The 26590-nt window shown below is 32.0% G+C and carries 22 protein-coding genes; 8 read left to right on the forward strand and 14 right to left on the reverse strand.

Features of this window, described 5'->3' with window-relative positions; translation table 11 throughout:
- Window positions 1-78: 78 nt before the first annotated feature.
- The 4 genes from Q0829_RS00145 to Q0829_RS00160 all read right to left on the reverse strand — a co-directional run bounded on the left by Q0829_RS00145 (window position 79) and on the right by Q0829_RS00160 (window position 4227).
- On the reverse strand, window positions 79-459 hold the full coding sequence (locus Q0829_RS00145; protein ID WP_298538559.1) for a hypothetical protein: 381 nt from the start codon (window positions 457-459) through the stop codon (window positions 79-81).
- A 118-nt stretch (window positions 460-577) separates the two neighbouring features.
- Window positions 578-955 (reverse strand): hypothetical protein, encoded by a 378-nt coding sequence (locus tag Q0829_RS00150; RefSeq protein WP_298538561.1) that lies wholly within the window; start codon window positions 953-955, stop codon window positions 578-580.
- A 145-nt stretch (window positions 956-1100) separates the two neighbouring features.
- Window positions 1101-1496: a hypothetical protein gene (locus tag Q0829_RS00155; protein WP_298538563.1), complete on the reverse strand. Its 396-nt coding sequence runs from the start codon at window positions 1494-1496 to the stop codon at window positions 1101-1103.
- A gap of 175 nt (window positions 1497-1671) precedes the next feature.
- Window positions 1672-4227 (reverse strand): ATP-dependent Clp protease ATP-binding subunit, encoded by a 2556-nt coding sequence (locus Q0829_RS00160; protein ID WP_298538565.1) that lies wholly within the window; start codon window positions 4225-4227, stop codon window positions 1672-1674.
- Window positions 4228-4608: 381 nt separating this feature from the next.
- On the opposite strand from Q0829_RS00160, the gene gyrA reads away from it, so the two are divergent.
- Complete coding sequence (gene gyrA / locus Q0829_RS00165; protein ID WP_298538567.1) at window positions 4609-7152, forward strand: DNA gyrase subunit A; 2544 nt, start codon at window positions 4609-4611, stop codon at window positions 7150-7152.
- Between the two features lie 28 nt (window positions 7153-7180).
- Window positions 7181-8455, forward strand: a complete 1275-nt coding sequence (locus Q0829_RS00170) for a tetratricopeptide repeat protein (RefSeq protein ID WP_298538569.1) — start codon at window positions 7181-7183, stop codon at window positions 8453-8455.
- A 79-nt stretch (window positions 8456-8534) separates the two neighbouring features.
- Here Q0829_RS00170 and Q0829_RS00175 read toward each other — a convergent pair whose 3' ends face one another.
- The 3 genes from Q0829_RS00175 to Q0829_RS00185 form a co-directional block, all read right to left on the reverse strand.
- Window positions 8535-8945 (reverse strand): glyoxalase, encoded by a 411-nt coding sequence (locus Q0829_RS00175; RefSeq protein WP_298538571.1) that lies wholly within the window; start codon window positions 8943-8945, stop codon window positions 8535-8537.
- Window positions 8946-9160: 215 nt separating this feature from the next.
- Window positions 9161-12229: a hypothetical protein gene (locus Q0829_RS00180; protein ID WP_298538573.1), complete on the reverse strand. Its 3069-nt coding sequence runs from the start codon at window positions 12227-12229 to the stop codon at window positions 9161-9163.
- Between the two features lie 76 nt (window positions 12230-12305).
- Window positions 12306-13043, reverse strand: coding sequence for an outer membrane lipoprotein-sorting protein (locus Q0829_RS00185; protein ID WP_298538575.1), 738 nt, complete (start codon window positions 13041-13043; stop codon window positions 12306-12308).
- 90 nt (window positions 13044-13133) lie between these two features.
- Between Q0829_RS00185 and Q0829_RS00190 the strand changes: the two genes are divergently transcribed.
- The 6 genes from Q0829_RS00190 (at window position 13134) to Q0829_RS00215 (ending at window position 20524) form a co-directional block, all read left to right on the forward strand.
- Window positions 13134-14024 (forward strand): DUF72 domain-containing protein, encoded by an 891-nt coding sequence (locus Q0829_RS00190; protein ID WP_298538577.1) that lies wholly within the window; start codon window positions 13134-13136, stop codon window positions 14022-14024.
- Between the two features lie 206 nt (window positions 14025-14230).
- The gene (locus Q0829_RS00195; RefSeq protein ID WP_298538579.1) at window positions 14231-14644 is read left to right on the forward strand and encodes a hypothetical protein; all 414 of its coding nucleotides are present in this window, start codon (window positions 14231-14233) and stop codon (window positions 14642-14644) included.
- 87 nt (window positions 14645-14731) lie between these two features.
- Window positions 14732-15841, forward strand: a complete 1110-nt coding sequence (locus Q0829_RS00200) for a DEAD/DEAH box helicase (protein WP_298538581.1) — start codon at window positions 14732-14734, stop codon at window positions 15839-15841.
- 315 nt (window positions 15842-16156) lie between these two features.
- Window positions 16157-18637 (forward strand): ATP-dependent Clp protease ATP-binding subunit, encoded by a 2481-nt coding sequence (locus Q0829_RS00205; protein WP_298538583.1) that lies wholly within the window; start codon window positions 16157-16159, stop codon window positions 18635-18637.
- Between the two features lie 64 nt (window positions 18638-18701).
- Window positions 18702-19151, forward strand: coding sequence for a hypothetical protein (locus tag Q0829_RS00210; protein WP_298538585.1), 450 nt, complete (start codon window positions 18702-18704; stop codon window positions 19149-19151).
- Between the two features lie 20 nt (window positions 19152-19171).
- Window positions 19172-20524, forward strand: a complete 1353-nt coding sequence (locus Q0829_RS00215; protein ID WP_298538587.1) for a DUF5458 family protein — start codon at window positions 19172-19174, stop codon at window positions 20522-20524.
- Window positions 20525-20581: 57 nt separating this feature from the next.
- Here the strand turns inward: Q0829_RS00215 and Q0829_RS00220 are convergent, their stop codons facing one another.
- The 7 genes from Q0829_RS00220 to Q0829_RS00250 form a co-directional block, all read right to left on the reverse strand.
- On the reverse strand, window positions 20582-20956 hold the full coding sequence (locus Q0829_RS00220; protein WP_298538589.1) for a response regulator: 375 nt from the start codon (window positions 20954-20956) through the stop codon (window positions 20582-20584).
- Entirely contained in the window at window positions 20953-23157 is a 2205-nt protein-coding gene (locus tag Q0829_RS00225; RefSeq protein ID WP_298538592.1) for a PAS domain-containing protein, read from the reverse strand. Before Q0829_RS00225 ends, Q0829_RS00220 begins: the two co-directional genes overlap by 4 nt.
- 107 nt (window positions 23158-23264) lie before the next feature.
- Window positions 23265-23690 (reverse strand): hypothetical protein, encoded by a 426-nt coding sequence (locus Q0829_RS00230; RefSeq protein ID WP_298538594.1) that lies wholly within the window; start codon window positions 23688-23690, stop codon window positions 23265-23267.
- A 145-nt stretch (window positions 23691-23835) separates the two neighbouring features.
- Window positions 23836-24255 carry an Imm12 family immunity protein gene (locus Q0829_RS00235; protein WP_298538596.1) on the reverse strand — a complete coding sequence of 140 codons (420 nt, stop codon included), beginning with the start codon at window positions 24253-24255 and terminating at the stop codon, window positions 23836-23838.
- A gap of 34 nt (window positions 24256-24289) precedes the next feature.
- Entirely contained in the window at window positions 24290-24910 is a 621-nt protein-coding gene (locus tag Q0829_RS00240) for a hypothetical protein (RefSeq protein ID WP_298538598.1), read from the reverse strand.
- A gap of 6 nt (window positions 24911-24916) precedes the next feature.
- Window positions 24917-25654, reverse strand: coding sequence for a hypothetical protein (locus tag Q0829_RS00245; protein WP_298538600.1), 738 nt, complete (start codon window positions 25652-25654; stop codon window positions 24917-24919).
- A 336-nt stretch (window positions 25655-25990) separates the two neighbouring features.
- On the reverse strand, window positions 25991-26587 hold the full coding sequence (locus tag Q0829_RS00250) for a hypothetical protein (RefSeq protein ID WP_298538602.1): 597 nt from the start codon (window positions 26585-26587) through the stop codon (window positions 25991-25993).
- Window positions 26588-26590 lie beyond the last annotated feature (3 nt).

Here is a 26590-nt window from a genome sequence, read left to right on the forward strand (position 1 = left end):
ATTTTTAGATAGTAGATTGAAAAAAAGTTAAGCGCGTAAGATAGTTTTTAGGATATAGAAATAAAAAAAAACTTAATATTAAAATCCTATATTTTTCTCTAATAGCTCATTTTTCCATTCCAATGCTTTGTTCATGTTTGTGAAATATTTTATTCTTTTTTGAAAAAATTTACTTTCTAATTCTGTAAGTCTTTGTTGTCTATGATTTTTTGAAACAACCGCTAAGCCAATGAGATTGTCGATTTTTGTGGTCTCATGATATATTGTTGGATCAACTGAATACGAATTGACTCTGTTGGATATATATACGAAAGGTTTGTTGTTAAAATACTTCTTGACAAACTCTAGTAGTAATTTGTTATGCTCTGGTGTAACTAAAAAACCTTCGGCAATAGTATTTTTTAAAAAATCTTCTTGGATCTCTACCTTAGCGAAACCTAAATCATAGTATTCTGTCATTTGTAATTACAAAACTATTATTCAAGTATGGTTAATTTTTTAATAAGTTACAATAAAACTATTACTTATAAAAATTAAGAGAGCGTAAAAGTGAGGTTTTAGGGGAAATATCAGGAGGTTAATCCACAGCATGTTTTAGGATTTGATCTTTCCATTCTAAAGCGGATTCCATAGTGTCAAATTGTCTAAATTCTTTATTAAAAAATGCTTTTTCTAATTTAGTTTGTATTTTTTGCCTAGGATCATTTGATACCACTGCGAATCCAGCTAAGTTTTGGATTTTTGCAGTCTCCAGGTAAATAGTTGGGTTAACAGCGTATGAGTTAATACGATGAGTAATGTATAAGAAGGGTTTATTGTTATAGTGTTTATGAACCATTTCTAATAAAACATCATTGTGCTCCGGAGAAACAGTAATACCTTCGTTCATAGTAACTTTTATATAATCTTCATAGATCTCAATGAAGCCAAAATCTAATTGGTATGATATAATCATTTGGGGTATTGTTTTAAGAGCCACAAATATATACTTTTAGTAATATAAAATATAGAAGTTTCTGATCTTATTTGGGATTTTTCCCTAAAGTCTTTTAAGGGGTTGTTTGTTTTTTGTTTAGTGAAGAGGTTTGATACTTTATGATTTAATCTTGTTGTTTAAGCAATTGTTTTTTCCACAATAAAGCTGATTCTAAGTCATCAAATTGTCGGAGTTCTTTATTGAAAAAAGTTTTTTCTACTATGGTTTGTTTTTTTTGACGAGGATCATCTGAAACCACTGCAAGACCAACTAGATTTTTAATTTTCACAGTTTCTAAATACACTGTAGGGTTTACAGCATACGAATTTATTCTGTGTGATATATATACAAAGGGTTTGTTTTTGAAATGATTTTCTACCATTTCTAATAGAGTATTATTGTCGTCTGGTGTTACGGTGACTCCTTCATTTATTATTACTCTGATGTAATCTTCATATATTTCCGCAAGGCCAAAATCTGTTTGATAAGAAGTTATCATTAGAAACTCTTTAAGAGTCATAAATATATACTTTTAATATATTAAATTATATATTTCGTACAATGATTTATTTCTTTTCTATAAAACTTTAAGAAGTGTTTAGTTTAATTAGAGTAGCTTGGCGAAGCCTATTTTAAACACAAAGCTCTCTTTGTAAAAAAGAGAGCTTTGTTATTTAATTTGCTTATGTATTATATTAAGATTCCGTTGGTTTTTCGGCTTTCTTAATCTTAATTGTCAATTCATTAGAATCATCATCCAGATCCATAAAAATACTGTCACCTTCTTGTAATTGAGCGCTAATAATTTCTTCCGCCAGCGCATCTTCGATGTACTTTTGGATTGCTCTTTTTAGTGGTCTTGCTCCATACTGTTTGTCAAAACCTTTTTCAGTGATATAGTCCTTTGCTTTTTCACTTAGGCTTAAATCATATCCAAGGTCTTTAATTCTTCCGTATAGTTTTTCTAGTTCGATATCGATTATTTTATGAATATCCTCACGCTCTAGTGCATTAAAGACAATTACATCATCAACACGATTTAAAAACTCCGGAGCAAATGCTTTCTTCAGTGCATTCTCAATGACACCTTTTGCATAACTATCTGATTGCGTCTTTTTCGCACTAGTTCCAAAGCCAACACCTTGTCCAAAATCCTTAAGTTTACGAGCTCCGATGTTTGATGTCATAATAATGATCGCATTTCTGAAATCAATTTTTCGACCAAGGCTGTCTGTTAAATATCCATCATCTAATACTTGTAACATCATATTAAATACATCAGGATGTGCTTTTTCGATTTCATCCAATAAAATTACAGCGTATGGTTTTCTTCTTACTTTTTCGGTAAGTTGACCACCTTCTTCATAACCTACATATCCTGGAGGTGCTCCAATAAGTCTGGAAACAGCAAATTTTTCCATATACTCACTCATATCAATACGAATAAGTGTGTCTTCACTATCAAAAAGTTCTTTTGCAAGTACCTTGGCTAGTTGTGTTTTACCAACACCTGTTTGCCCTAGGAATATAAAAGATCCAATAGGTTTGTTAGGGTCTTTTAGACCTGCACGATTACGTTGAATTGCCTTAACAACTTTAGAAACAGCATCATCTTGACCAATAACTTTTCCTTTTATAAGTTTTGGTAATTCGGCAAGTTTATTACTTTCGGTTTGTGCGATACGATTAACCGGAATACCAGTCATCATCGACACTACATCAGCTACACTTTCTTCATCAACAATTTCTTTATGAAGCTTAGAATCTTTCTCCCATTGCTCTTGTGCTTGCGCTAATTCCTTTTCGAGATTCTTTTCATCATCTCTAAGTTTAGCAGCTTCTTCATACTTTTGTTTTTTAACAACACTATTTTTAAGTTCTCTAACTTCTTCTAGTTTTTTCTCTAAATCTAGAATTTTTTTAGGAACATCTATATTTGTGATGTGCACTCTTGATCCAGCCTCATCTAAGGCATCTATAGCCTTGTCTGGCAGAAAACGATCTGTCATGTATCTGTTAGTAAGCTTAACACAAGCCTGAATAGCCTCATCGGTATAACTTACATTATGATGTTCTTCGTACTTTTCCTTAATATTTTCAAGAATTTCTATAGTTTCTTCAATATTTGTAGGCTCTACTATAACTTTTTGGAAACGTCTTTCTAATGCACCATCTTTTTCGATATATTGTCGATATTCATCTAAAGTAGTAGCTCCAATGCATTGTATTTCACCTCTAGCTAAAGCAGGTTTAAACATGTTAGAAGCATCGAGACTTCCTGTAGCGCCACCAGCACCTACAATTGTGTGAATTTCGTCTATAAAAAGAATGATATCATCATTTTTCTCTAGTTCGTTCATTACCGCTTTCATTCGCTCTTCGAACTGACCTCTATACTTTGTTCCGGCCACAAGACTAGCTAAATCAAGTGTTACTACACGTTTATCAAACAGTATTCGAGATACTTTTCGTTTAATAATTCTAAGAGCTAATCCCTCTGCAATCGCAGATTTTCCAACACCTGGTTCACCAATCAATAGTGGATTGTTTTTCTTTCTCCTGCTTAGAATTTGAGAAACTCTTTCTATTTCTTTTGTTCTACCTACTACAGGATCTAGTTTTCCTTCTTCCGCCATAGCGGTTAAATCTCTACCAAAATTGTCTAATACCGGAGTTTTAGATTTTTTACTTGCCTTATTTCCGCCAGCTGGAGAGTTAAAAGGATTTTCTTTTGATGCATCCCCGGTCATATCATCATCCTCAGAAAATGACTCTGCCTTAGGGTTTTCTATATATTCTTCTTCGTTAGCAATCATAAATTTAAATTGATCTTTAACATTATCATAATCCACTTTAAGCTTGTTTAAAAGCTTGGTAGTGGGGTCGTTTTCATTTCTTAATATGCATAATAACAGATGTGCAGTGTTTATGGAAGAGCTCTGAAATAGTTTTGCTTCTAAAAAAGTAGTTTTTAGCGCTCTTTCTGCTTGTCTGGTTAAATGTAAATTCTTTTTTTCATTTGTAGCTACAGCTACGTTGGGGTTTGCGGGGCTTAGAATTTCAACTTTTCGTCTTAAATTTGTTAAATCTATATCTAACGCATCCAATATACTAATTGCTTTCCCACTTCCATCACGTAACAGTCCTAACATTAGATGTTCTGTTCCAATAAAATCGTGCCCTAATCTTAGCGCCTCCTCTTTACTGTATGCAATCACATCTTTGACTCTTGGTGAAAAATTGTCATCCATATAATTAGTTTCTTTCTTTTTCTGTGTTTTTTACTATTAAATATAGTAATTTTTAAAATTACATTGGCAAAAACTATTCCTTTTAACCATCATTAACAGATAAGCTGACATAAATACCTTTTATGTCATATTTCTGTATGTCTACACAATGTTTTTTAATTATTAAAAAATCAAATTTAATAGTATTATTAAGTTTTCTGAGTAAATAGACAAAAAAAGCATTAATAATCAAAATCTATATTTGTAGACTTATTAACTATATAGGTCGTTTAAGTTGTTAATAAATTACGTATATTATAGAAGGTATAGACAGTTAAAACCGTCTTAATTTACTTAAATTAGCCCGTTAAATAAAATCAATTTTAGAATAAAATAATTTTTATGGCAGAAGGAGAAAAGCTAATACCTATCAATATAGAGGATGAGATGAAGTCTGCATACATCGATTATTCGATGTCAGTGATTGTATCACGAGCACTTCCGGATGTTAGAGATGGTCTTAAACCAGTACACAGAAGAGTTTTATATGGTATGTATGAGTTAGGTGTTAAAGCCGGTAGTGCTCATAAGAAATCAGCAAGAATAGTTGGTGAGGTTCTTGGTAAATATCACCCTCACGGTGATACATCAGTCTATGACACAATGGTTCGTATGGCTCAAGAATGGAGTTTGCGATACATGTTGGTAGATGGTCAAGGAAACTTTGGATCTGTAGATGGAGATAGTCCGGCAGCAATGCGTTATACAGAGGCAAGAATGCGAAAAATATCCGAAGATATGCTCGCAGATATTGATAAAGATACAGTTGATCATACATTTAATTTTGATGATACATTAAAGGAACCTACGGTTTTACCAAGTAGGGTACCAGGATTACTGATTAACGGTGCTTCAGGTATCGCTGTTGGTATGGCTACGAATATGCCTCCTCATAATTTAAGCGAAGTTGTAGATGGAACTATTGCTTATATTGAGAATAATGATATCGAAATAGATGAGCTTATTCAACACATTAAAGCACCAGATTTTCCTACTGGAGGTATTATATATGGTTATGATGGCGTAAGAGAAGCATTTAAAACTGGTAGAGGTAGGATAGTAATGCGTGCTAAAGCTAGTTTTGAAGAGGTAAATGGTAGAGAATGTATTATCGTGTCTGAAATACCTTATCAAGTGAACAAGGCAGATATGATTAAGAAAACTGCCGATCTTGTAAATGATAAGAAAATTGATGGTATTTCTACTATTAGAGATGAATCTGATAGAAAAGGAATGCGTATCGTTTATATCTTAAAAAGAGATGCAATACCTAATATAGTACTTAATCTTTTATACAAGTATACTGCTTTACAGTCTTCATTCAGTGTTAATAATATAGCATTGGTAAATGGAAGACCACAGTTACTGAATGTAAAAGAAATGATTCATCATTTTGTCGAGCATAGACACGAAGTTGTTGTGCGAAGAACAAGATATGAGTTAAGAAAAGCAGAAGAAAGAGCACATATATTAGAAGGTCTGATCATTGCTTCTGATAATATAGACGAAGTTATCAAATTGATTAGAGCGTCTTCTAATGCTGATGAAGCAAGACAAAAACTTATTGATCGATTTAAACTCACAGAAATACAAGCGAAAGCAATTGTCGAAATGCGTCTGCGTCAACTGACAGGACTGGAACAGGATAAATTGCGTGCTGAGTATGATGAGTTAATGAAAACTATTGAAGACCTTAAGGATATTCTTGACAAAAAAGAACGTCGAATGGATATTATTAAGGAAGAGCTTATTGAAGTAAAAGATAAATACGGAGATGATCGTCGTTCTCAGATAGAATATGCAGGTGGAGATTTAAGTATTGAAGATATGATACCAAATGAGAAAGTAGTAATTACTATTTCTCATGCAGGTTATATCAAAAGGACTTCCCTTACAGAATATAAAAAGCAGAATAGAGGAGGAGTTGGCCAGAAAGGAAGTACTACGCGTAATGAAGATTTCTTAGAACATCTATTTGTTGGTACGAATCATCAATATATGTTGTTTTTTACCCAAAAAGGGAAATGTTTCTGGATGCGAGTTTATGAAATTCCAGAAGGAAGTAAGACGTCAAAAGGTAGAGCGATACAAAACTTGATTAATATTGAAAGTGATGACAAGGTAAAAGCATTTATCTGTACGCAAGATCTTAAAGATGAAGAATACATTAATTCTCATTATGTCATAATGGCAACTAAAAAAGGTCAGGTTAAAAAGACTTCTCTAGAGCAATATTCCAGACCAAGAACTAATGGTATAAATGCTATTACTATTAAGGATAATGATGAATTGTTAGAAGCTAAGCTTACTGATGGAAAAAGCCAGGTAATGCTTGCTGTTAAATCAGGTAAAGCAATTCGTTTTGAAGAGGAAAAGACTAGACCGATGGGACGTGGAGCATCAGGTGTGCGAGGTATTAGACTTGCTGATGATAAAGATGAAGTAATCGGAATGGTTGCCGTAAATGATATGGAAAGTAATATTCTGGTAGTTTCAGAAAACGGTTATGGAAAACGCTCCAAGCTAGATGATTATAGGATTACGAATAGAGGAGGAAAAGGAGTGAAGACTATATCAGTTACTGATAAAACTGGACAGTTAGTTGCTATCAAAAATGTTACTGATGAGGATGATCTTATGATTATTAATAAATCAGGTATTGCTATTAGATTGTCAGTAGAAGACTTAAGAGTAATGGGACGTGCTACACAAGGAGTTCGTTTGATTAATTTAAAAGGTAAAGATTCTATCGCGGCGGTAGCTAAAGTAATGCATGATGACGATGATGTTGAAGATGAAAATGAGAATATTGAAGAAAATAATATATCTTTGCAAAATGAAGGCGATGCTGCTGATGGCACGACTATTGATGAAACAAATGAATAACAAAGAATCCCATAAAAAAAGACAAGTAATGAGAACTAAATTTATTTTAGCATTTTTTTTAACTATAAGTGCTATTGGTTTTTCACAGAAAAAAGCGCTTAGTGCAGCTAAAAAGGCATTAAAATCTGGAAACATAGAAGTAGCTAGTGATGCGTTAGCAGCAGCAGAAGGTCAGTTAGAAACTGCTGACAATAAAATGAAAGCACAGTATTATTTTCTAAAAGGACAGGTTATATCTGCATCTTCAGATAAATCATTAGAAAAAATAGAAAATGCTGCATCAGCTTATACTAAAGTTTTAGAAATAGAGAAGGAGTCTGGTAGTAAAAAATATTCTGCACAAGCAGATACAGGAATCCAGACACTTCGTCAAGCTTTAATTGAAGAAGCGGTTGCAGATCAGAAAGCTGGAAAAAATAAAGAAGCAGCAGATAAACTTTATTTAGGATATAAAACTAAAAAAACGGATACTTCTTATTTGTATTTTGCTGCATCTAATGCCGTAAATGGAAAAGATTATGACGCTGCTTTAAAATATTATAATGAGCTAATTGATCTTGGATATAATGGAATTGAAGATCGTTTTACAGCTACTAATAAGGAAACAGGAGAAGTAGATAATTTTGATTCTAAACAATTAAGAGATTTCTCTGTTAAAGCAGGTACGCATATCAAGCCAGAAGCATCCAAAACAGAATCTAGAAGATCAGAGATTACAAAAAACTTGGCGCTTATCTATATCAATCAAGGTAAAGATGAAGAAGCAATTAAGGCAATGGAAGCTGCTAAAAAGGAAAATCCGAACGATCCTGCTTTGATGCAAGAAGAAGCTAATATGTTTTACAAATTAGGGAACATAGCTAAATATCAGGAATTAATGGAGAAGATAGTTGCTAATGACCCTGAAAACCCTAATTTATTATATAATTTAGGAGTAAGTGCATCACGTCTTGGAGATAATGAAAAGGCATTGGAGTACTATAAGAAAGCTTTGGAGATAAAACCTGATTATTCTTCTGCACAAATAAATATAGCAGCTATTATTTTGAGTGGAGAGACTGCTCTTAATGAGGAAATGAATAGCCTAGGTACATCTAACGCGGATTATAAAAGGTTTGATGTTCTTAAAAAGCAAAAACAAGATCTATATAGAGAAGCTGTACCTTATTTAGAAGGTGCTATACAATCTAAGCCAGATAATGTCGATGCCGTTCGTACCCTAATGCAGATCTTTTATCAACTAGATGATCCAAAAGCAGAAGACATGAAAAATAAATTAAAAGCTCTAGAGGGAGGTAATTAATCCAACACTAGACTTTAATGATAAAAAAAGTGCGGATCAAAATTTGATCCGCACTTTTTTTATCAAGATTATTATTAGCCTAATAAGAGGTTAGAGTTCGTTCTAATAATTGAACGTTACTATGAAGACGTTCTCTAACAATACTCATCATCCTTTTATTTAGGGCAGAAGAATTCTTTATGTATATTAAGTATTCATCTACAGTAAATTGACCGATAATCATTCCTTTTAGACTATTCCTTAATTTCATGTCCTTTTGAATAGCGTTATCGATATAAAGCAAACGTTTTTCTAAAGTTAATTCGTAGAAAGTGTTTTTTCTTTTCTTAATGTAATTCCTGAATACTTCGATTAATAATTCGCCCTGTAACTTGATTATGGGTCTGATTGTTTTGTTCTGAAATTGCTCGTCATCTGACATGTTTTCAGAAACTCTTGCATTTAAAATTTGTGGGCGTATTGCCAGTAAATTTGATTCCCTGTTTTCCATAGTAAAGAGTGTTTACTAAAAATACAGAATTGTTTCGTCCAAAATAGACTATGATGTTTAGAGTTTTAAACCAGTTATGAACAAGATTTTATTATGAAATTAGTCAATTGTTTTTCTCTTTTTCTAGGATGATAAACATTGTTCAATCCTAGAGTAAAGAAAAGAGCCCTTAAAAAAAGAGCTCTTTTTGTCATAAAAAAATAATTAAGTATAGTTTATTTACTTAGGTATTCCTCTTTTGATTTTATTAGGAAAGTACCTGCATTATTTTTTTCTAAATACTTTTTAAACTTAGCTAATTGTTTTGCTTCTATTTTTTGATATTTTGTTTTCGCTTCGTTTAATCTATTTTCTAATACTTCTTTATTCTCTAGTTGTGATAAAGATGGTTTTTCGAATAAGTTAGCCACATCGCTATATAATAAAGCTAATTTCTCTCTTAATTGTGGTTCCGCTTCAGCTACATAATTATCACCAGTAGTTACAACCAATGATTCTTTTAGTGTATTCATTTCTGTAATTAGTGCAGAAGCAACTTTTGTTGCTTTTGAATCTTCTTTTTGTACTTTTTCTGCTTTATTAATTGTTTGGTCGATCTTGTAGACTAAATATGCTAAATCTTCCATATTATTATAAAGTTCTTTAGTAGTTTTAAATTGAGATTCTCTTTCGGCATTAGTCACTATCGAATTTGGATCGTTTTGAAGCGTTATAGAACTTTCATAAGAGTTTTTTCCTTTTTTGAGAACTACTTTATAGGTTCCGGCAGCAGCTCTTGGTGAAGTAAATCCACCAGCTGTATACGACTTACCGGCCGCAACTTTAGGGGCTTTTGTTCTAAAATCCCAGGTAGCAATGTTAATTCCCTTAGATTTTCCAGGTACAAGAGAGGCAATTTCATTTCCATTTTTATCCTGAATAGACAAAGTCATTTTTCCAAAAGTGTGTCTCTTTTTTAAATAATAAATAATTTGACCAGAAGAGGAAGGATTATTTCCTACAAATTGTAGCTCAGTACTTCCTCCTCCAAAACCACCTTCTTCTTTTATTATCGCTGGTTTAGAAGCAAAGAAATGAACATCTTTTTTTAACATTTCTTGATTGATTTGGCGTAATGGAGAAATGTCATCAATAATGATAATTCCTCTACCATGGGTACCTAATACAAGATCATTTGTTTTTTTCTGTAAATCAATGAAGTGAACAGCAGTAGCAGGCATGTTATTAGTAAAACGAGACCAGTTTTTTCCGCCATCTATGGTTATAAATAATCCAAATTCTGTACCTAGATATAGTAAGTTTTCATTCTCAAAATCTTCTTGGATATTTCTAGTAAATCCAATAATATCATCAGTTACAAGAGATTTCCAAGTTTGTCCAAAATCGGTGGTTTTGTATACATAAGGTTTCATGTCATTCTGTGCATGACCATCAAAAACGGCATATGCTGTTCCTTTAGAATGGTTACTTGCTTCTATATGATATACCCATGTATTTTTAGGAACTCCTTGTATATTCGGTGTTGTATTGGACCATGTTTTTCCTCCGTCTTGTGTTATTTGAACGTTCCCATCATCTGTTCCTACCCAGATTACTTTTTCATCCAAAGGTGATTCTGCAATTGTGAAAATTGTAGTATGCGTTTCTGCTCCTGATTTATCAGTTGAAATACCTCCAGATTCTTTATCTTGTTTTAGTGGATCATTAGTAGTAAGATCTGGAGAAATAATCTTCCAATTATCACCCATATCTTCACTTATATGAAGAAATTGACTACCCATATAAAATCTATCTGGCTGATGTGAACTTATTGCCATGGGGGCATTCCAATTAAAACGGAGATCAGCTTTTCCTTTTACTTGTAAAGGTTTTACATTTTTAGTATTGTTTTTATCAATATCATATCTCCATACATTTTGAGCACCTTGCATTTCGGAGTAAATAATTTTTTTAGTTGGATGTCTAAGCACTCTAAAACCATCTCCGACACCTATACGTTTCCAATCACGTGCCTCGATACCTCCAGGAGAAGAAGATGGACCATACCAGGAACCGTTATCCTGTAATCCACCATAAATGTTATAAGGTTCTTCATTATCTACGCTAATTTGATAGAATTGTGATAATGGCAGGTTGTCTACCATATCCATAGTAGATCCACCATCCCAACTTCTATAAACACCACCATCAGTACCTACATACATTCTATCTGAATTGTTAATATCAAATGTAATATCGTGGATATCCGCATGCATGTTACCAAGATTTTTAAAAGTCTTTCCACCATCTCTTGATATGGAACCAAATAAACCTCCTTTTACTATAATATCTGGATTTTTAGGATCTACAACGATTCTAGCAAAGTAAAAAGGTCTTACCACGAGCCCAAAATCTCCATTTAATAATTTCCAACTTGCTCCTGCATCGTCGGATCTGTATAAACCTTTATCTTCTTTACTTTCTACAAGAGCGTATACAATTTTAGGATTAGAAGGAGCGATTGCTATACCAAATCTTCCTAAATCACCTTTTGGGAAACCGTTATGGATTTTATTCCATGTTTTTCCTGCGTCTGTTGATTTATAGAGAGCACTATTAGGTCCACCTGAGTTAAAGCCCCAAGCGGTTCTTCTAAACTCCCACATAGCAGCATAGAGGATATTAGGATTAGAAGGATCCATGATTAAATCACTAACCCCTGTTTTTTCGTCTACATATAAAATCTTATTCCAGGTTTTTCCACCATCATTTGATTTATACACACCACGTTCGTCACTATCTCCCCAGAGTGCGCCCATAACTCCAACATATATTTCGTTAGAGTTTTTCGGATTAATTTCGATACCACTAATTCTCTCCGACTTTTCAAAGCCCATTTTTTTCCAATTAGCACCACCGTCTGAAGATTTATAAAGTCCATCTCCTACAGAAACACTATTCCTGGTCCATATTTCTCCGGTTCCTACCCAAACAGTATTGTCCGGATCGCCTGGATCTACGGCTACAGTACCTATAGATTGTGCATAATCATCAAAAATAGGAGTGAAGCTTGCACCTCCATTAGAAGATTTCCAGACACCACCACCAGCAGTTCCAGCGTAGATAATTCTATCATTTGTAGGGTGATTCTCTAAATCAATAATACGACCACTCATTAAAGCTGGACCTATATGCCTTGCTTCTAGTTTTCCAAAAAGTTCTTTACCTTTTAGTACAATATCTTGAGCTTGTATTGTTAGAGAAAATATAATGCTAAGCCCCGCTATTATAATTTTTTTATTCATAATTCTTTCGATTGATTAGTAATTTATGTGAAAAAAAATCCCCAACGAATTGGGGATCTGGTTTGTATATTGAAAATTACTTTTTCTCTGGAAAAGCAAATTTAGCGTTGTCAACTTCTGGATTAAGTTTAATCTCTTTAAAATTCATAGTTTGAAACTCACTTCCTATTGTAAAAGGAAAATAAACACCATTTACTTCTTGATAGTCGCTAATAGAAGATTTTACGGTTTGTCCTTTCATTGGACCTTGGTTCATTTGTGTCTCAACAATGATAGGTACAAAATTTTCTGTATCAAAATAATAGTGAACAATATTAGGTATAGATTGTCCATCTACAATAATGGGATCTTTGGTCATTTTGATCTTAAAAGTTTCGGTTCCATCAACAGTTTCTTTCCCTACCAATTCGATAGTGTATCCTTTTTCTTTATAATTTAAAAAAGGATCAGGAAAATCTTTAGTCTGCTTTTTCATGTTTTCGGTAGCTTCACTATCACTTTTCTCAGCTTCCATGGTCATTTGATTTCTCTGCCAAGAGGTCTCACCATCAAACGCAGACCATGTCATACGGTTTCCCTGCAGTTCTATAGTAACTAATTGTTTTCCATCTTTTGTAGATACTTGTTCAAAAGGAATTTCCATTCCTTGCATTTTCATAACTCCAACCATTTCAACCCCTTCTAGTTTTTCCCAGTTTTCTTTTCCTCCTGTGTTTTCTAGATAATTTGCTACGATTTCATCTGCTGTTTGGGCGTTTGCCGGAGCCAGAATTGCTATAATTAAACCTACTATTAACGATTTTAAAGTATTCATTGTTAAATTTTTAATGTTGTTACTGTAAAGTTAGTCATTCGAATCATATTTTTGTTACACTATTTATGGTAATCTTTTTAAATAAAAGTTATGAAATTTGGCAAAGTAGAGCACCCCGAGAATATAAATTTTGTATTACCAAAAGATCATGGAGATACTTTAAAGGTTTTACAAAAAGAAAGTAAAAAGGATTTATCTGTATATGTAGGATGTGCTAAATGGAATAAACAGGATTTAAAGGGGTTTTATCCAAGAGGCACAAAGGATGAGTTATATTATTATTCCCGACAGTTTAATTCTATAGAATTGAATGCTACTTTTTATAGAATCTTTTCGGAAGATCAATTTAAGAAATGGTATGAGAAAACACCAGAAGGGTTTAAGTTTTTTCCTAAACTTGTTCAGAATATATCCCACCTTAAAAGATTGAACGAAGATGTACAACCTTATGTAGATCAATACCTGTCGAGTGCTATCCATTTAAAAGAAAAATTAGGGACCATTTTTTTACAAATGCACAGTAATTTTACTCCTAAATATTTCGATAGAGTTGTGAATTTTGTAGAGAAATGGCCTAAAGAATTACGTTTGTCAATAGAATTTAGGCATACAGATTGGTTTAATGACGAGATGATTGCTAATGAGTTGTATGATTTATTAGAAAATAATAATGTAGCAAATATCATTACGGATTCTGCAGGTAGAAGAGATTTATTGCATATGAGACTTACTAATAAAGAAGCTTTTATAAGATATGTAGGTGCTAATCATCAAACAGATTATACGAGATTAGACGAATGGGTAAGTCGATTAAAATTCTGGAAAGAACAGGGTATTGAGGATATTCATTTTTTTGTACATCAGAATATTGAACAAGAATCTCCGCTATTGTCTAAATATTTTATTGAATTGCTGAATAAGGAATTGGGAACAAGTCTTAATTTACCCAACCATTCATCCGATGGTGCAACCTTATTTTAGTTAGTTTTTTACTTAAAATAAAAATTAATATTTCGTTTTGTAGCTATAATCAGTCGTAAATAGTGTTAAAGTTTTAAAATATATTGCACTTAAACCTATTTATGTGTATTTTGCCGATGATTTTAAATAATACGGCTTAAATTTCCGAAGATTTATTTAAAAACAGGCTTACTTTGAATTTGTATTAACAAGCCAAAAAAATACGTATGACTAAACAACTACACCCCACTTTATTATTAGTTTTTTTATTAGTATCCCCTTTATTAATAGCTCAGAAAGAAGATGTTAAGGAAGTTAAAGCCCTGTTTGATAATCAAGTAACGATTTTAGATATATCAACAAATTTTGAAATGGACGGGTTTAATAAAAAGAACGTTTTTTCTTACATTTCAAATTTTGAATTAGACTCTCACGATTCTCATAACCATTCTGAACATACTCCGGAACAAATCTGTCATATACATTCTGAGAGTATTTCACTTATTGATATCATTTCGTCTGACGAAGGATCTGACTTTAATTGTTCAGGAGGTTTCTGTATGGATAAGTCTCATTTTCATAAAAGAGGACTAACCTTAAAAAAACAATTATTTGATTATTTCATGAAAATTTCCTGCTAATACGCTTATATTTTCTATGATGTATTGATCTATTTAGTTGGGCAATGAATATATTCATCTATTTTTGTACCCTAAAACAAAATAAGGATGAAATTTTCAGAATTAGGTGTTCCTAAAGATCTAAACAGAGGTCTAAAAGAAATGGGGATTACGATCCCTACCAAAATTCAAGAACAAACATTACCTGTTCTAATCAATAATCAAATAGATTTTATTGGTAAAGCTCAGACAGGTACAGGGAAAACCGCTGCCTTTGGCATTCCTTTATTAACAGCTATTGATCCTAAAAAGAAAGAAGTTCAAGCCTTAGTATTAGCTCCCACTAGAGAGTTAGGACAGCAAATTGCGAAACAATTTTTTAAGTTTACTAAGTATACGGATAAAATCTTCACAGAATCCGTTTACGGAGGCGAAAAAATCGAAATACAACTCTCAAGGTTAAAAAGACCTACTCATATAATTGTAGCAACTCCCGGCAGACTTATAGATCTAATGGAAAGAAAAGCAGTAGATATCTCCAAGATAAAGACTTTGGTGATGGATGAGGCTGATGAAATGTTGAGTATGGGATTTAAAAAAGATCTCACCACAATTTTAAGTAAAACGAAAGGTCGAAGAAATGTTTGGTTGTTTTCTGCTACGATACCGTCTGCTCTTAACGAAATTATTAATTCTTATGTAGATAAAAATGCGGTACGAGTTTCTATAGATAAAAATGATACGGTTAACAAAGGGATTGAACATCAGTTCGTTGTTGGTGAAGAAGCAAATAAATTAGATACATTAACTTATTTTCTTAAATCTCAAAAAAAACAAAGAGGTATTATTTTTACTAAAACCAAAGCTGCAGCGAGGAAATTGTCTAAGCAATTAATTGCAAAAAATCACGAGGTAGGCTTACTGGAAGGTGATATGACTCAAAAAGATAGGGATAAGGTAATGCGTGCTTTCAAAAAAGGTACTCTCGGCTTATTGGTTTCTACAGATGTAGCTGCAAGGGGTATTGATGTGGCTGATTTAGCATTTGTAGTCCATTATCAATTACCGGATCAAATAGAGTATTATACACATCGAAGTGGTAGAACCGCAAGAGCTGGAAAAACAGGGTTGTCATTAGCATTAATAGTTAAGCAAGAATTAAAAGTGATTAGAGATTTGGAAAAGCAACTCGGAATTAGGTTTTCCCAGATTAGATAAAGCAAACTAATTAATTATTTTTGATCCTTTTGTAATAAAAATAGTATCATCAGATTTCGGATTCTATCAAAAAACCAGGATAAATTACATAGATTTTATTCAAAAACTACCTGAAAACAGGGGGGATGCTTTACCTAAAAACTAGGTAAATAGATTAGAAAAAATAATATACTTTTGGTTTCGGAAAGTATATTTTATGTAACAATTGGATGAAAACCTAAGAGATATCGAAAAAAAACAAGTTTTATTTCGAGCGGAGCGATAATTTTTTGCGAATTATTAGGTTATTTATTTACTTTACGAAAAACCAACTTCATGCAAATTTTAGACTATACATTATCTCCAAAAGTGACTAATGCTATTCATATAGCACAATCTATCGCTAAAGAATATCATAATGATGAGTATAATGCTGCTCATTTATTAAAAGCTCTTTTGCACAAAGATGTGGGATTAAAAGATTTTTTTAACCAAATTGATGGAGATATTTATTACTATGAAGAGTGGTCTGAAGTAAGAATAGAGGCTTTACCTAGGGTAGTTAATATTCCAGATGCAATTAACGGAGATAAATCCGTTGAAGCTGTATTTAATGAAGCAGATACATTAAAACTTAAATTAGGTGAGGATGAAATTACTCCAAAAGCTGTTCTAATAGCTTTATGCACACCTGGTGTTGGGTTCTCTTATGAACAACTTAAAACATTGCCTCTTAAAGCTGATGAAGTTTTAATTGCTGCTACCCAAGGCAAAACTGTAACCGGAAAGACTGGTGCTTCTAAGAGTGGAACTACGGGTGCTATAGGACAGAAAGGTGATTCAGGAATTTTAGATGAGTATTGTTTTGATAAAACTTTTGCTGCTAAAAATAAGCAGCTAGATGACGTTTTTGGTAGAGATGGTGAAATAAAGATGATCACCGAGATATTGGGGAGACATTCTAAACCTAATGTTTTGATTACAGGAGAACCAGGTGTTGGAAAAACAGTGCTGTTAGATGGTTTTTCTGAAGCTGTTGTTAACGGTAACGTGCCGGAATCATTAAAGGATGCACAGATCTACGAATTAGATTTTATAAATCTTGTTTCAGGAGCTAGTTACAAAAGTGAAGTAGAAGATCGGTTTAAAAAGATTTTAGTGGCGCTAAAAGAATTTGATAAGCCTGTTTTGCTAATCGATGAAATAAATAATCTTACTGATAAGAATAGTGGTAATCAAGGATTAGTAAATATCCTGAAATCAGAATTAGCAAAAGGCGAAGTAACTTTTATAGCTACTGCTACTAATGATGCGTATCGCAAACATGTAGAAACAGACGAAGGACTTACTAGAAGATTCGAGATTGTTGCTTTAGATGAACCTTCAGAAGAAGATACGCTTACAATGATTTCTAATACTATTGATAAGTATAAAAATCATCATAGCCTAGATGTTATTGATGAGACAATAGCGGAGGCGATCCGACTTTCTAAACGTTTTAATAAAGATAGAAGTCTTCCTGATGCAGCTATTGATTTGCTCGATAGAACGATGTCTGCTTCTAGATATATGATAGAAACGACTGCTAATAATGTTGAAACTTTATTAAAAGAGGTAAAAGAAATAGGGGAAAAAGAATCGGAAGAATCTGAAAAAGTAAATTCGATAAGTTGGATATATAATAATCTTAAAAGTAAGTTTAGTTATCTTTTGTTTACTGAACTTAGTGAAGATGAAATGGTTTTGGGATCAGAAACATTCGATAATTATAAAACTAAACTTGTAACAATTCTGGATCACTTTTTTAAGAAAGCTTCAGAAGAGAAAGTTTTTATAGATAAAAATGATGTTTCTGCTACTATTGCCAATAAGACAGGGATTCCAGTAGGAAAATTGCAAGCAGATGAAAAAGAAAGGCTGTTAAACATGGAAGATCACCTTAAAAAGAGAGTGATTGGACAGGATCATGCTATTAAAACAATTTCAGAGGCGGTATTAGAATCTAGGTCAGGGTTAAGTAAACCAGGTTTGCCAACTGGATCTTTCTTTTTTACAGGGCCAACCGGTACCGGTAAAACAGAATTAGCAAAATCTTTGGCTGAATTCTTATTCCAGACAGAAGATGCTATTATTAGATTTGATATGTCAGAGTTTAAGGAAGAGCATTCTGCTGCACTTTTATATGGAGCGCCTCCAGGATATGTAGGTTATGAAGAAGGAGGATTATTAGTAAATAAAATAAGACAAAAACCATATTCGATTGTGCTTTTTGATGAGATAGAAAAAGCGCATCCTTCGGTCTTTGATATTTTTCTTCAGATTTTGGACGAAGGAAAATTAAACGATAGATTAGGAAAAACGGGAGACTTTTCAAATGCGGTAATTTTATTTACTTCTAATATAGGTAGTGAGCATGTGGTGAAATCATTTACCGATGGTGAAATCCCTAAATCCTCTGATCTTTTAGAATTGATGTCTAGACATTTCAGACCTGAGTTTTTGGGACGACTTACTGAAATTGTTCCGTTTGCGCCGATAACAAAAGACAATGTAATTAAGATTTTTAATATTCAATTAAAAGACTTGCACAAAGCTTTAAACAAGCAAGAGGTAACTTTAGAGTTGACTGAAGCTGCTCAGGAATATCTTGCATATAAGGGATTTACCCCCAAATATGGAGCAAGACCTTTACGAGGAGTTATTAGAACAGATTTAAGAGGGCCGCTATCTAAAATGCTGATTACCGGTAAAATAGGTAAGGGGAGCAAGGTGAGTCTTGATGTAAAAGATGAAAAAATGCAGTGGTCATACGAATAAAGACCGTATCCTGCGATAAAATTAGTATATTTATAATTCACAATCATTATTAAGATAAGAAAGTATGAGCAATAACACATATGGATTAGGAGGAACAGAGGTTAAAACCGATGCTAGTGAAGCTATATTGGAAATCGGACAAAATAAGACACTTCTTGTTCAGAAATTAACACAGGATCAACCTATTAAACCGCAGATAGTAAATGGTTTAACATCTATTGATCATGTATTTGAAAATTATAAGCCCGAAGTGGAAGTAGAATTCGAAGATGCAGATGGTGTAGAGAGTAAAGAAATGTTGAAATTTAACCATTTAGGTAATTTTGGGAAAAAGGGAATTATAGACCAAAGTAAATTCTTAAATGATTTGGATACAGAAAAAGATCAGTATCTTAAAGTAGTAAAACAACTTAAATCAAATAAGATCTTAAAAACTGCTTTGGCAGACCCAGATGCTAAACAGGCATTAATAAGATCTATTGAATCATTATTAGCAGAATTACAACAAGGTTAAAAGATAAAGATATAAAATACATGGCAGCAGGAAAACAAGCTCAAGAGAGTATTAAGATAGAAAATCCAGCAAAGGAGCTAAAAATAAATGAAGAAAAATTAGCCAGATATGGTGGTTTTGATCTTTTAGAAGCGTGTATAGATGACGTTCAGAATATGAATCCTGATCGTAAAGCACGAAAAAAGATTTTTCTTACAGAATCAACTAAAAAATTAGAGAGAGCTAAACTCGAAAAGACATTAGAGATTTGGAGAGATGTTTTATCATCTTCTGATGATATTTCAGAAATGGTTGAAGAATCTGAAAAGCGTTCAGAAATCGCTGGTAAATCTCTAGAAAAAAACTTGGGAGCAGCACTGGAACAAACAAGAGAATTGGAACAATCGTATAGATCAGTAGCATTATTCTTTAAAAATACTGAGTCTCAAAAAGTTAAAAATATTAATATCATGAATGCTGAACTTGAACAGTTGAAAGATCTGGATAATACCAGATTCATCGATGCTGTCCAAGAAGAGTTAGTACAAGGATATGATCGTCTGGATTTAAGAGATAACTATGGTATTTTAGTGATACCAGGATATCTTGGTTCTAACAAAGTAGTAGAGAAATGGGCTAAAATAGCGCATGAGAATAAAGTTATGATGATTACTGATTTTGAGCATCTTGATGAACCAGATGATGTTATGGAGATGTTTGAAGCTGCTAATCTTACAGGTGGTGATAAGTATAGATCTAATGTAATGATGGCCTGTAACTGGTTAGTAGGAAGAGGAAAACATGATGAAGTTGGAGAAGAAGATGATCTTTTTGTGCCACCATCAAGTGCATTAGCAGGGCAAGTATATAGAACATTAATGTCTCAGGTTGCTGCTGGTAAGAAACATGGTGGAATTAATGAGGTTGATGGAGTTCGATTTGATCTAAAGAAAAGTGAAATCGCTCAGCTAGAAAAACTTGGATTAGTACCTATGGTTAATGAATATGGAAAAGTTATGGCTTTCTCCGCTAAAACCTTGTTTAATGGAGATAACCTAGGATTACAAACGTATTCTGTAGTAAGGGTGTTTGATTATGTAACTAAGGTACTTATGGACTTCTTAAATAGAAGAGCATTTGAAAACTTTAATGCTAGAACTCGTAAAGAATTGATGGGACAAATTGTTAAGTTCTTAGATGAAATTACTGGTCCGGATCAATTAATTGAAGATTTTTCTATAAAACGTTTTGAACAAGATCCAAATCAAAAGGATAGAGTGTATCTTGATATACATATGAAACCTTATTTCCCAGCAAAAAACTTTATGATCAAGATGGATGGTCAGAAAGGAGATGATGGAACTGATTGGGATTCTGATTATGAACAACAATAAAAAGTATAAATAGTATTTATATTGTATAGCGAGTGTTTACTTTTAACACTCGCTTTTTTAATTTATTCCAGATGCTACGCTGGAAATAGCGGATAAAAGTTTTTCAAAATTAACAGGTTTCGAAAAGTATTTATCAAATCCGATTTTAATAAATTTTTGAGCATCACCTGGCATAGCATATGCTGTTACTGCATATATTGGTATGTTTTTTAGTATATCTAGTTTCTTAAGTCGTTTTAATAATTCACATCCATCCATTTGATTTAACCCAAGATTAATATCTACTAAAATTAAATCAGGAGATGATTCTTTGACTATTTTTAGAGCAGTTGGACCATTTTCTGCAATCATAACGTTGGATACATTTTTAGATAGCATCTTATTCATGACCATTGCGTTTATCTTATTATCTTCTACGTAAAGTATATTCATATATTTTTTGGGATTGTAATGATAAACTTTGTTCCTTTTTTCAATTTACTAATAACTTTAATTTTTCCTCCAAGGATTTCAATATATCTTTTTGATAGGCTTAAACCAATTCCGGTACCTTCATATTTGCGACTCAATCCAATACTTTCTTGTATAAAAGGATCAAATATTTTTCTTAGACTTTCTTTTCCAATTCCGATTCCTGAATCCTTTATAGAAATACGAATGCTTGTTTTTTTTGCTTTAACATTAACAATCACTTTACCTTTATTGGTGTACTTAATGGCATTGTGAATAATATTATTTATAGCTGTATGAAAAACATCTACATCAATAATTGCAGAAGGGCAGCTTTCATCTAGCTCCAAAATGTATTCTAAATTTTTAGAATTTGCAAAATGACGATATTCTCGATAAGAAGTCTCTACTGTGTAATTCATATCAACTTCTAGGTAATTGAGATTTTTTTGGATAGTTTCTATTTCACTATAATGTGATAGGTTATTAATAGTAGCAAGCAATCTTTCTTTACTTTCATCCAGATAAGTGGCTAATTTTTTACGATCACTTGGATTTTCTTCTCCAAGTAATAATAGGTTGCTAATCGTAATAATACCGTTTAAAGGTGTTCTTATCTCATGGCTGAAATTAGATAGGATATTTGATTTTAAACTGCTTAACTCTTGTTCTTTTATATGTGCTTCTTTTATGGCCAGCTCCGCAGATTTTTGTTCCGTAATATCGTGAAAACTAACTAAAATAGAATTGACATTATTTTCTTGATCTTTGATGGGAGTATATTTTGATTCTAACCATTGTACGGATCCTTTGATAGTGGTTCTCTCGATTTCTTTTTTAACTGTTTTTCCTTTTAAAGCTTCATTAAATTCATGAGCAAAGGTATTCCTAAAATTAACAGGCATTACATCTATAAAACGAGATGCTGTAACAGTAGGATCTACATTAAAATCTCTTTTTATGATATTTACAGAGTTCTCATCGGCCATTAGAATTTCTCCAGCAGTATTGAGCAATACAGTATATGCAAAACCATTATTTACCATTGCTAGCAATCGACTTTGATTTTCTGCTATGGTTCGTTCATTTAATTTCTTTTGATGTACATCAATAAGGTTACCAATCATTCTGGTTGTTTCGCCCTTCTCATTCTTTTTCCTGTATCCATATATTTCATAATGGCGATATCCGCCATCAAGGTGCTTAAGACGATAATAGTTAAAATAATGATATCCATTTTTTTTCAGGTTATCTTGATGTCTTTGTAAAGCATCATCAACATCATCCGGATGTATCATTGTTCTGAAAGTTTCTTCGGGAACAAAGTCTTCTTTTAATGGTAACCCCAGCATTTTTCTAAAGTCCAGGCTATAAAAAACCATGTTGGTTTCTATTAAATGATCGAATAATCCAGCCCGAATTCCTTTTAACGCTAGTTTTTTAGTTTCCTCATTATATTTTAGCTGTTCTATATAATTTTGTTGATCAGTAATGTCAGAAAAACTACCATTGATAAAAATAACTTTATCATTGTGTTTTATAGCTTCTGCAATTACGCGTATCCATTTTTGTTTACCTTTTTTAGTGATTATTTGATCTATATAATCATATGAAGTTCCGTGTTTAATAAGATTATCCCAATAGTTTTTTATACGTTCTTGCGATGCTTCAGGATAGTATAATAAAGCTTGCTCCATTGTTATGGAAGTACCTATGTCTAGATCGTGCAAATGATAACATTCATCAGAAAAGTATACTTGATCATGGACCGGATCATAATGCCAGGCTCCTGTTTTGGTTAATCTAAATACGGTCTTTAAGAAATTGTGTTCCTCATTTTCTTCGGTAACATCTATTCCCGAAGCATAAATCTTACCTTTATGGTAAATAAGATCAAATTTTATATATAAAATAGCGTCAGAAACTAGCTTGGCAAAACCTAATGTTGTATTAAGTTTAGATTTACTTTTGGAAAGTCCCGAAATTACCGCTTTAAATTTCAGCTCATCTTCATCCAGTAAAAAGGTATAAATAGATTCTCCAATGATTTTATCTGATGGTAACGAAAAAAGTACTTCGCAACGTTTATTGGCTTTATGGATATTTCCTTGTTCATCCAGGATGATAAGAAATAGCGAAGTTTTCTCTGTAAGAAGTTCAAATTCGTCTGCTGTAAATGCCATAAATCTTGTAGGTAATTCTATTTTTAAAGTTACAAAAATGATTTATATAAAGAAATGTTGATTTCTGGTACAGAAATTAGGTACTACTTCTTTAGTTAATTATGAGATTATTTAAACAAGCTAGATCCAAGGATGCATTTTTTAGACCTTTTTATAAACCTATATAATAAGATAATAATACCTAATCCTATAAGAAGGTATAATCCATAAGACTGCCAAAAAGAATTGCTCTTGGTGGTAAGTAGGAGAGGATTCTCTTTATTATATAATATTTTAATGTTATCACCTTCCTTGTCCAGAGCTCCTATAAAAGGAATATGCATTAGTTTCACTGTACTTGTAAGACTATCTCCTTCTATGGTCTTATAAGCTACTTTTGCGGTTGCAGAGGATCTACGTGATCTAACTTTGAAATTAATTTCTTTAATAATTGCATCAGTTTCTATGTACTCTGTAGTAGTGTCTTGCGCAAAAAGAGAAAAAGCAAAGCAAACAAAAAATATGTTGATATAGTAGATTTTAAAATTTTTCATTGTTGGTTGATTAGAATTCTAAATATACTACATCAATGTTGGATTAAGAAATGAAATTTATCTGCATTTTTTCTAGAATTTCGAACTTAGTTTTTTCGGAATCTGAAGCATTTTCTTAGTTGAAGACTCCGCTATCTAAGTTGTTTTAACTCTCGGAGTTATTATTAGTTATTACAATATTTTCAACATCCCGTAACAAAGATTCTCTATTAAGTTCTATTTTTTTTTCAATTAAATATTCTGATAAAGAATTAAAAAAAACTTTAGTCAAATCAGATAGAAGTAGTCCTATATCGTTACTTTGCTTCCAGGATTCATTTGATATAATTATTTCAGCGGAAGCAGTTTTATTTTTCTTGTCTAATCTATGATTATAAATACCTGTAGACTCATCATAATTTTCTATTTCTCCACTGATTCTAAGCAATACTTTTATTTTCTCAATAGATTCTGAATATGTTTTATCATTAAGTAATTTTAAAGATTTTCTCAGTTTTACTATTGGTTTCCTAAATTTACTACCTGCATCAGAACCACCAATTTGAGAGGTTAATGTTATTTCCATTATAAATAAATTAATATTATGGTTAGTTATTGAATCACCAATTAGCTTCCATTTTTTCTAAGATTTCTTGTTTTGATTTTTCAGAATCTGTAGCGTTTTCTTTAAACCATTGTACAGCTTTGTTTTTATCTTCCGTTAATAGATATATTGCAGCTACTCTTACCTGGCTCCTTATTTTGATAAATTTATGATAATCGTTTAACCATTCATTTTTTGTGTCAATTCCTTCTAAGATACTTTCTAAAGTAGGGAATGTTTTAAACAAGTTGAAAGCCCCATCTTCTATGTTACTAATAATTTCATTTGAGACACTTTCTATTTGATCTGTATTGCAAATAGGGATAGAAATAAATTTACTATCAGTATTTTTAAAGTGACCTATAGATCCAGCAATTATAGGATAAGAATTTAAAAAATCCTGAATTATTTTTTTATCCTTACTGTTTAGTTCTCTATAATAAATACCCGATGTGACACCAATATATGTCTGGTCTGTATGTGGAGTTCTTCCTTTTCTGGAAGAAAAAGAAATCACTTCCTCTCTTTTATGAAGTTTTTCTTTTTTGATATAAGCATTGTTACCCCTTTTTGTATATCCTTTATCTATTAGAAAAGAACCTACTTTATCTTTTACAACTTCTAAGAGTTCGTTCATGCCAGATCATGTCCAAAATTTTTCGAGTTCAGAATAATTTCCAAACCAGAATTTCAATGCTTCTTTATTAAGTCCATTTTTTCCTAACCACCAATCTACAGGATAATTCCAGTCAGAACTATGAGTTTTTGTTGGAGCAACAGCCAAATTAGTATATTGATTTAATAAACCTTTATGTTCTTCTGTCTCTAAAATACTACAGTAGCCCAAAGTTTCTAGTAGTGCTTGTCTTTGTTCAGAATTCGATTTAAATTCTTTAATTTTAGATATTTTGGTTTGAATTGACTTTTTCACTGTTTCTTCTTCATCTGCATTACCTAATATTTCTAATATTTTAGAGAAAATTTCAAGATCTTCTTCTTTAGGTTTTATAGGTTTTAACTCACTAGTTTTCTTGAGGTAGTAAAAATAATCTAAAAGTTCAAAACCTGTCAGTCCACCAATTTCTTCAAAAGATTCTTCGACTAATTCTGTATCTAGTTCGATCTGTTCATAGTTAGAGCAAATATCGCAAGGTGATATTCGAGAAGGTTTTTGATTTTCAACCAGTTTGAATTTATGATTAGGAAAGGTCTGCAAAATTGAATAAGCAGATAAACCACTTCTCCAATTCATATTTTTAGTACTTAAGCTAGCTAAAAATAATGATATGTATTTTTCTTTATCGGCTTTACCATACTCCACAAAAATTTGTTCAACTAAATCATCGTGATGGATAATTTCTTGTTCTAATATTGTTGTCATATTTATTTACATCCTAAGTCTTTAAACTCTAATTCATCTAACGAAGGTAATTGACTTGGTTTTTTACCATCTAATAGTTTATCTGCAGCTTTTAACCTTCTTTTACCTTTGGTAGTTTTTTGTTTAGTTTAATTTAGAAGTTTTTTTCATATTATTTTGTCAGCATTTAACTTTAGGCTTCTCTTTTCCTTTAGGCTTGTTGTATTCTGATTTAAACTTTTTACCTCTAGCATCGGTTTGATAGCTCTAGCTAATTGTATAAAAAAACCACTCTTATTATTATAAAGTGGTTTTATCTTTTTTATATTATGAAGTTAAAAACTTTCAATTAAGGTCTTAGTTACTCCACTCTATCAAGTTCGCTTTAATCAAGTTTTTGATACCTTCTAAGTTTTGCTCTTTAATAAAATTAATAGCTTGGATTTGAATTTCATACTCTTTTTCAAAAAGAGGCTTTACATAATTCATAATTTCATCATCATTAGCTTTAAAATTGCTTTGAACATAGTATTCTCTAGCTTTTAATTGATTTAGAATTTCAATGTTATTTGATGAACAATATTCAATAAATTCTTCATCTTCACTTTGTTCAAAATTTAAAAGATAATCAAGGCCTTGGGCTACTAATCCTGAAATTTCATTTTCCGAGGTATTATCAAATATCTCCTCAGTATCAAGAATTAATGGATCGCAAGCTTCAATTAACTTATCAATATCACTTATTTCTTTATTTTTAACTTCATTAAATATTGATTCTAATCTCTTGTATGCTTCACCTTTTTTAATAGAGGAATCTACAATATTTAAATTTTCAGTTTCATCAACTTTCTTATACAAACTAAGAACTCTTTCTAAACAAAAAATACCAAAAGACTTTTTTTGTTCTTTGTTTAAGGTGTTCAATAATTCTAAAACTTTATTTTCTAAAGACATATT

This window comes from uncultured Aquimarina sp. (assembly GCF_947492405.1).
In the GTDB taxonomy this organism is placed as follows: Bacteria; Bacteroidota; Bacteroidia; order Flavobacteriales; family Flavobacteriaceae; genus Aquimarina.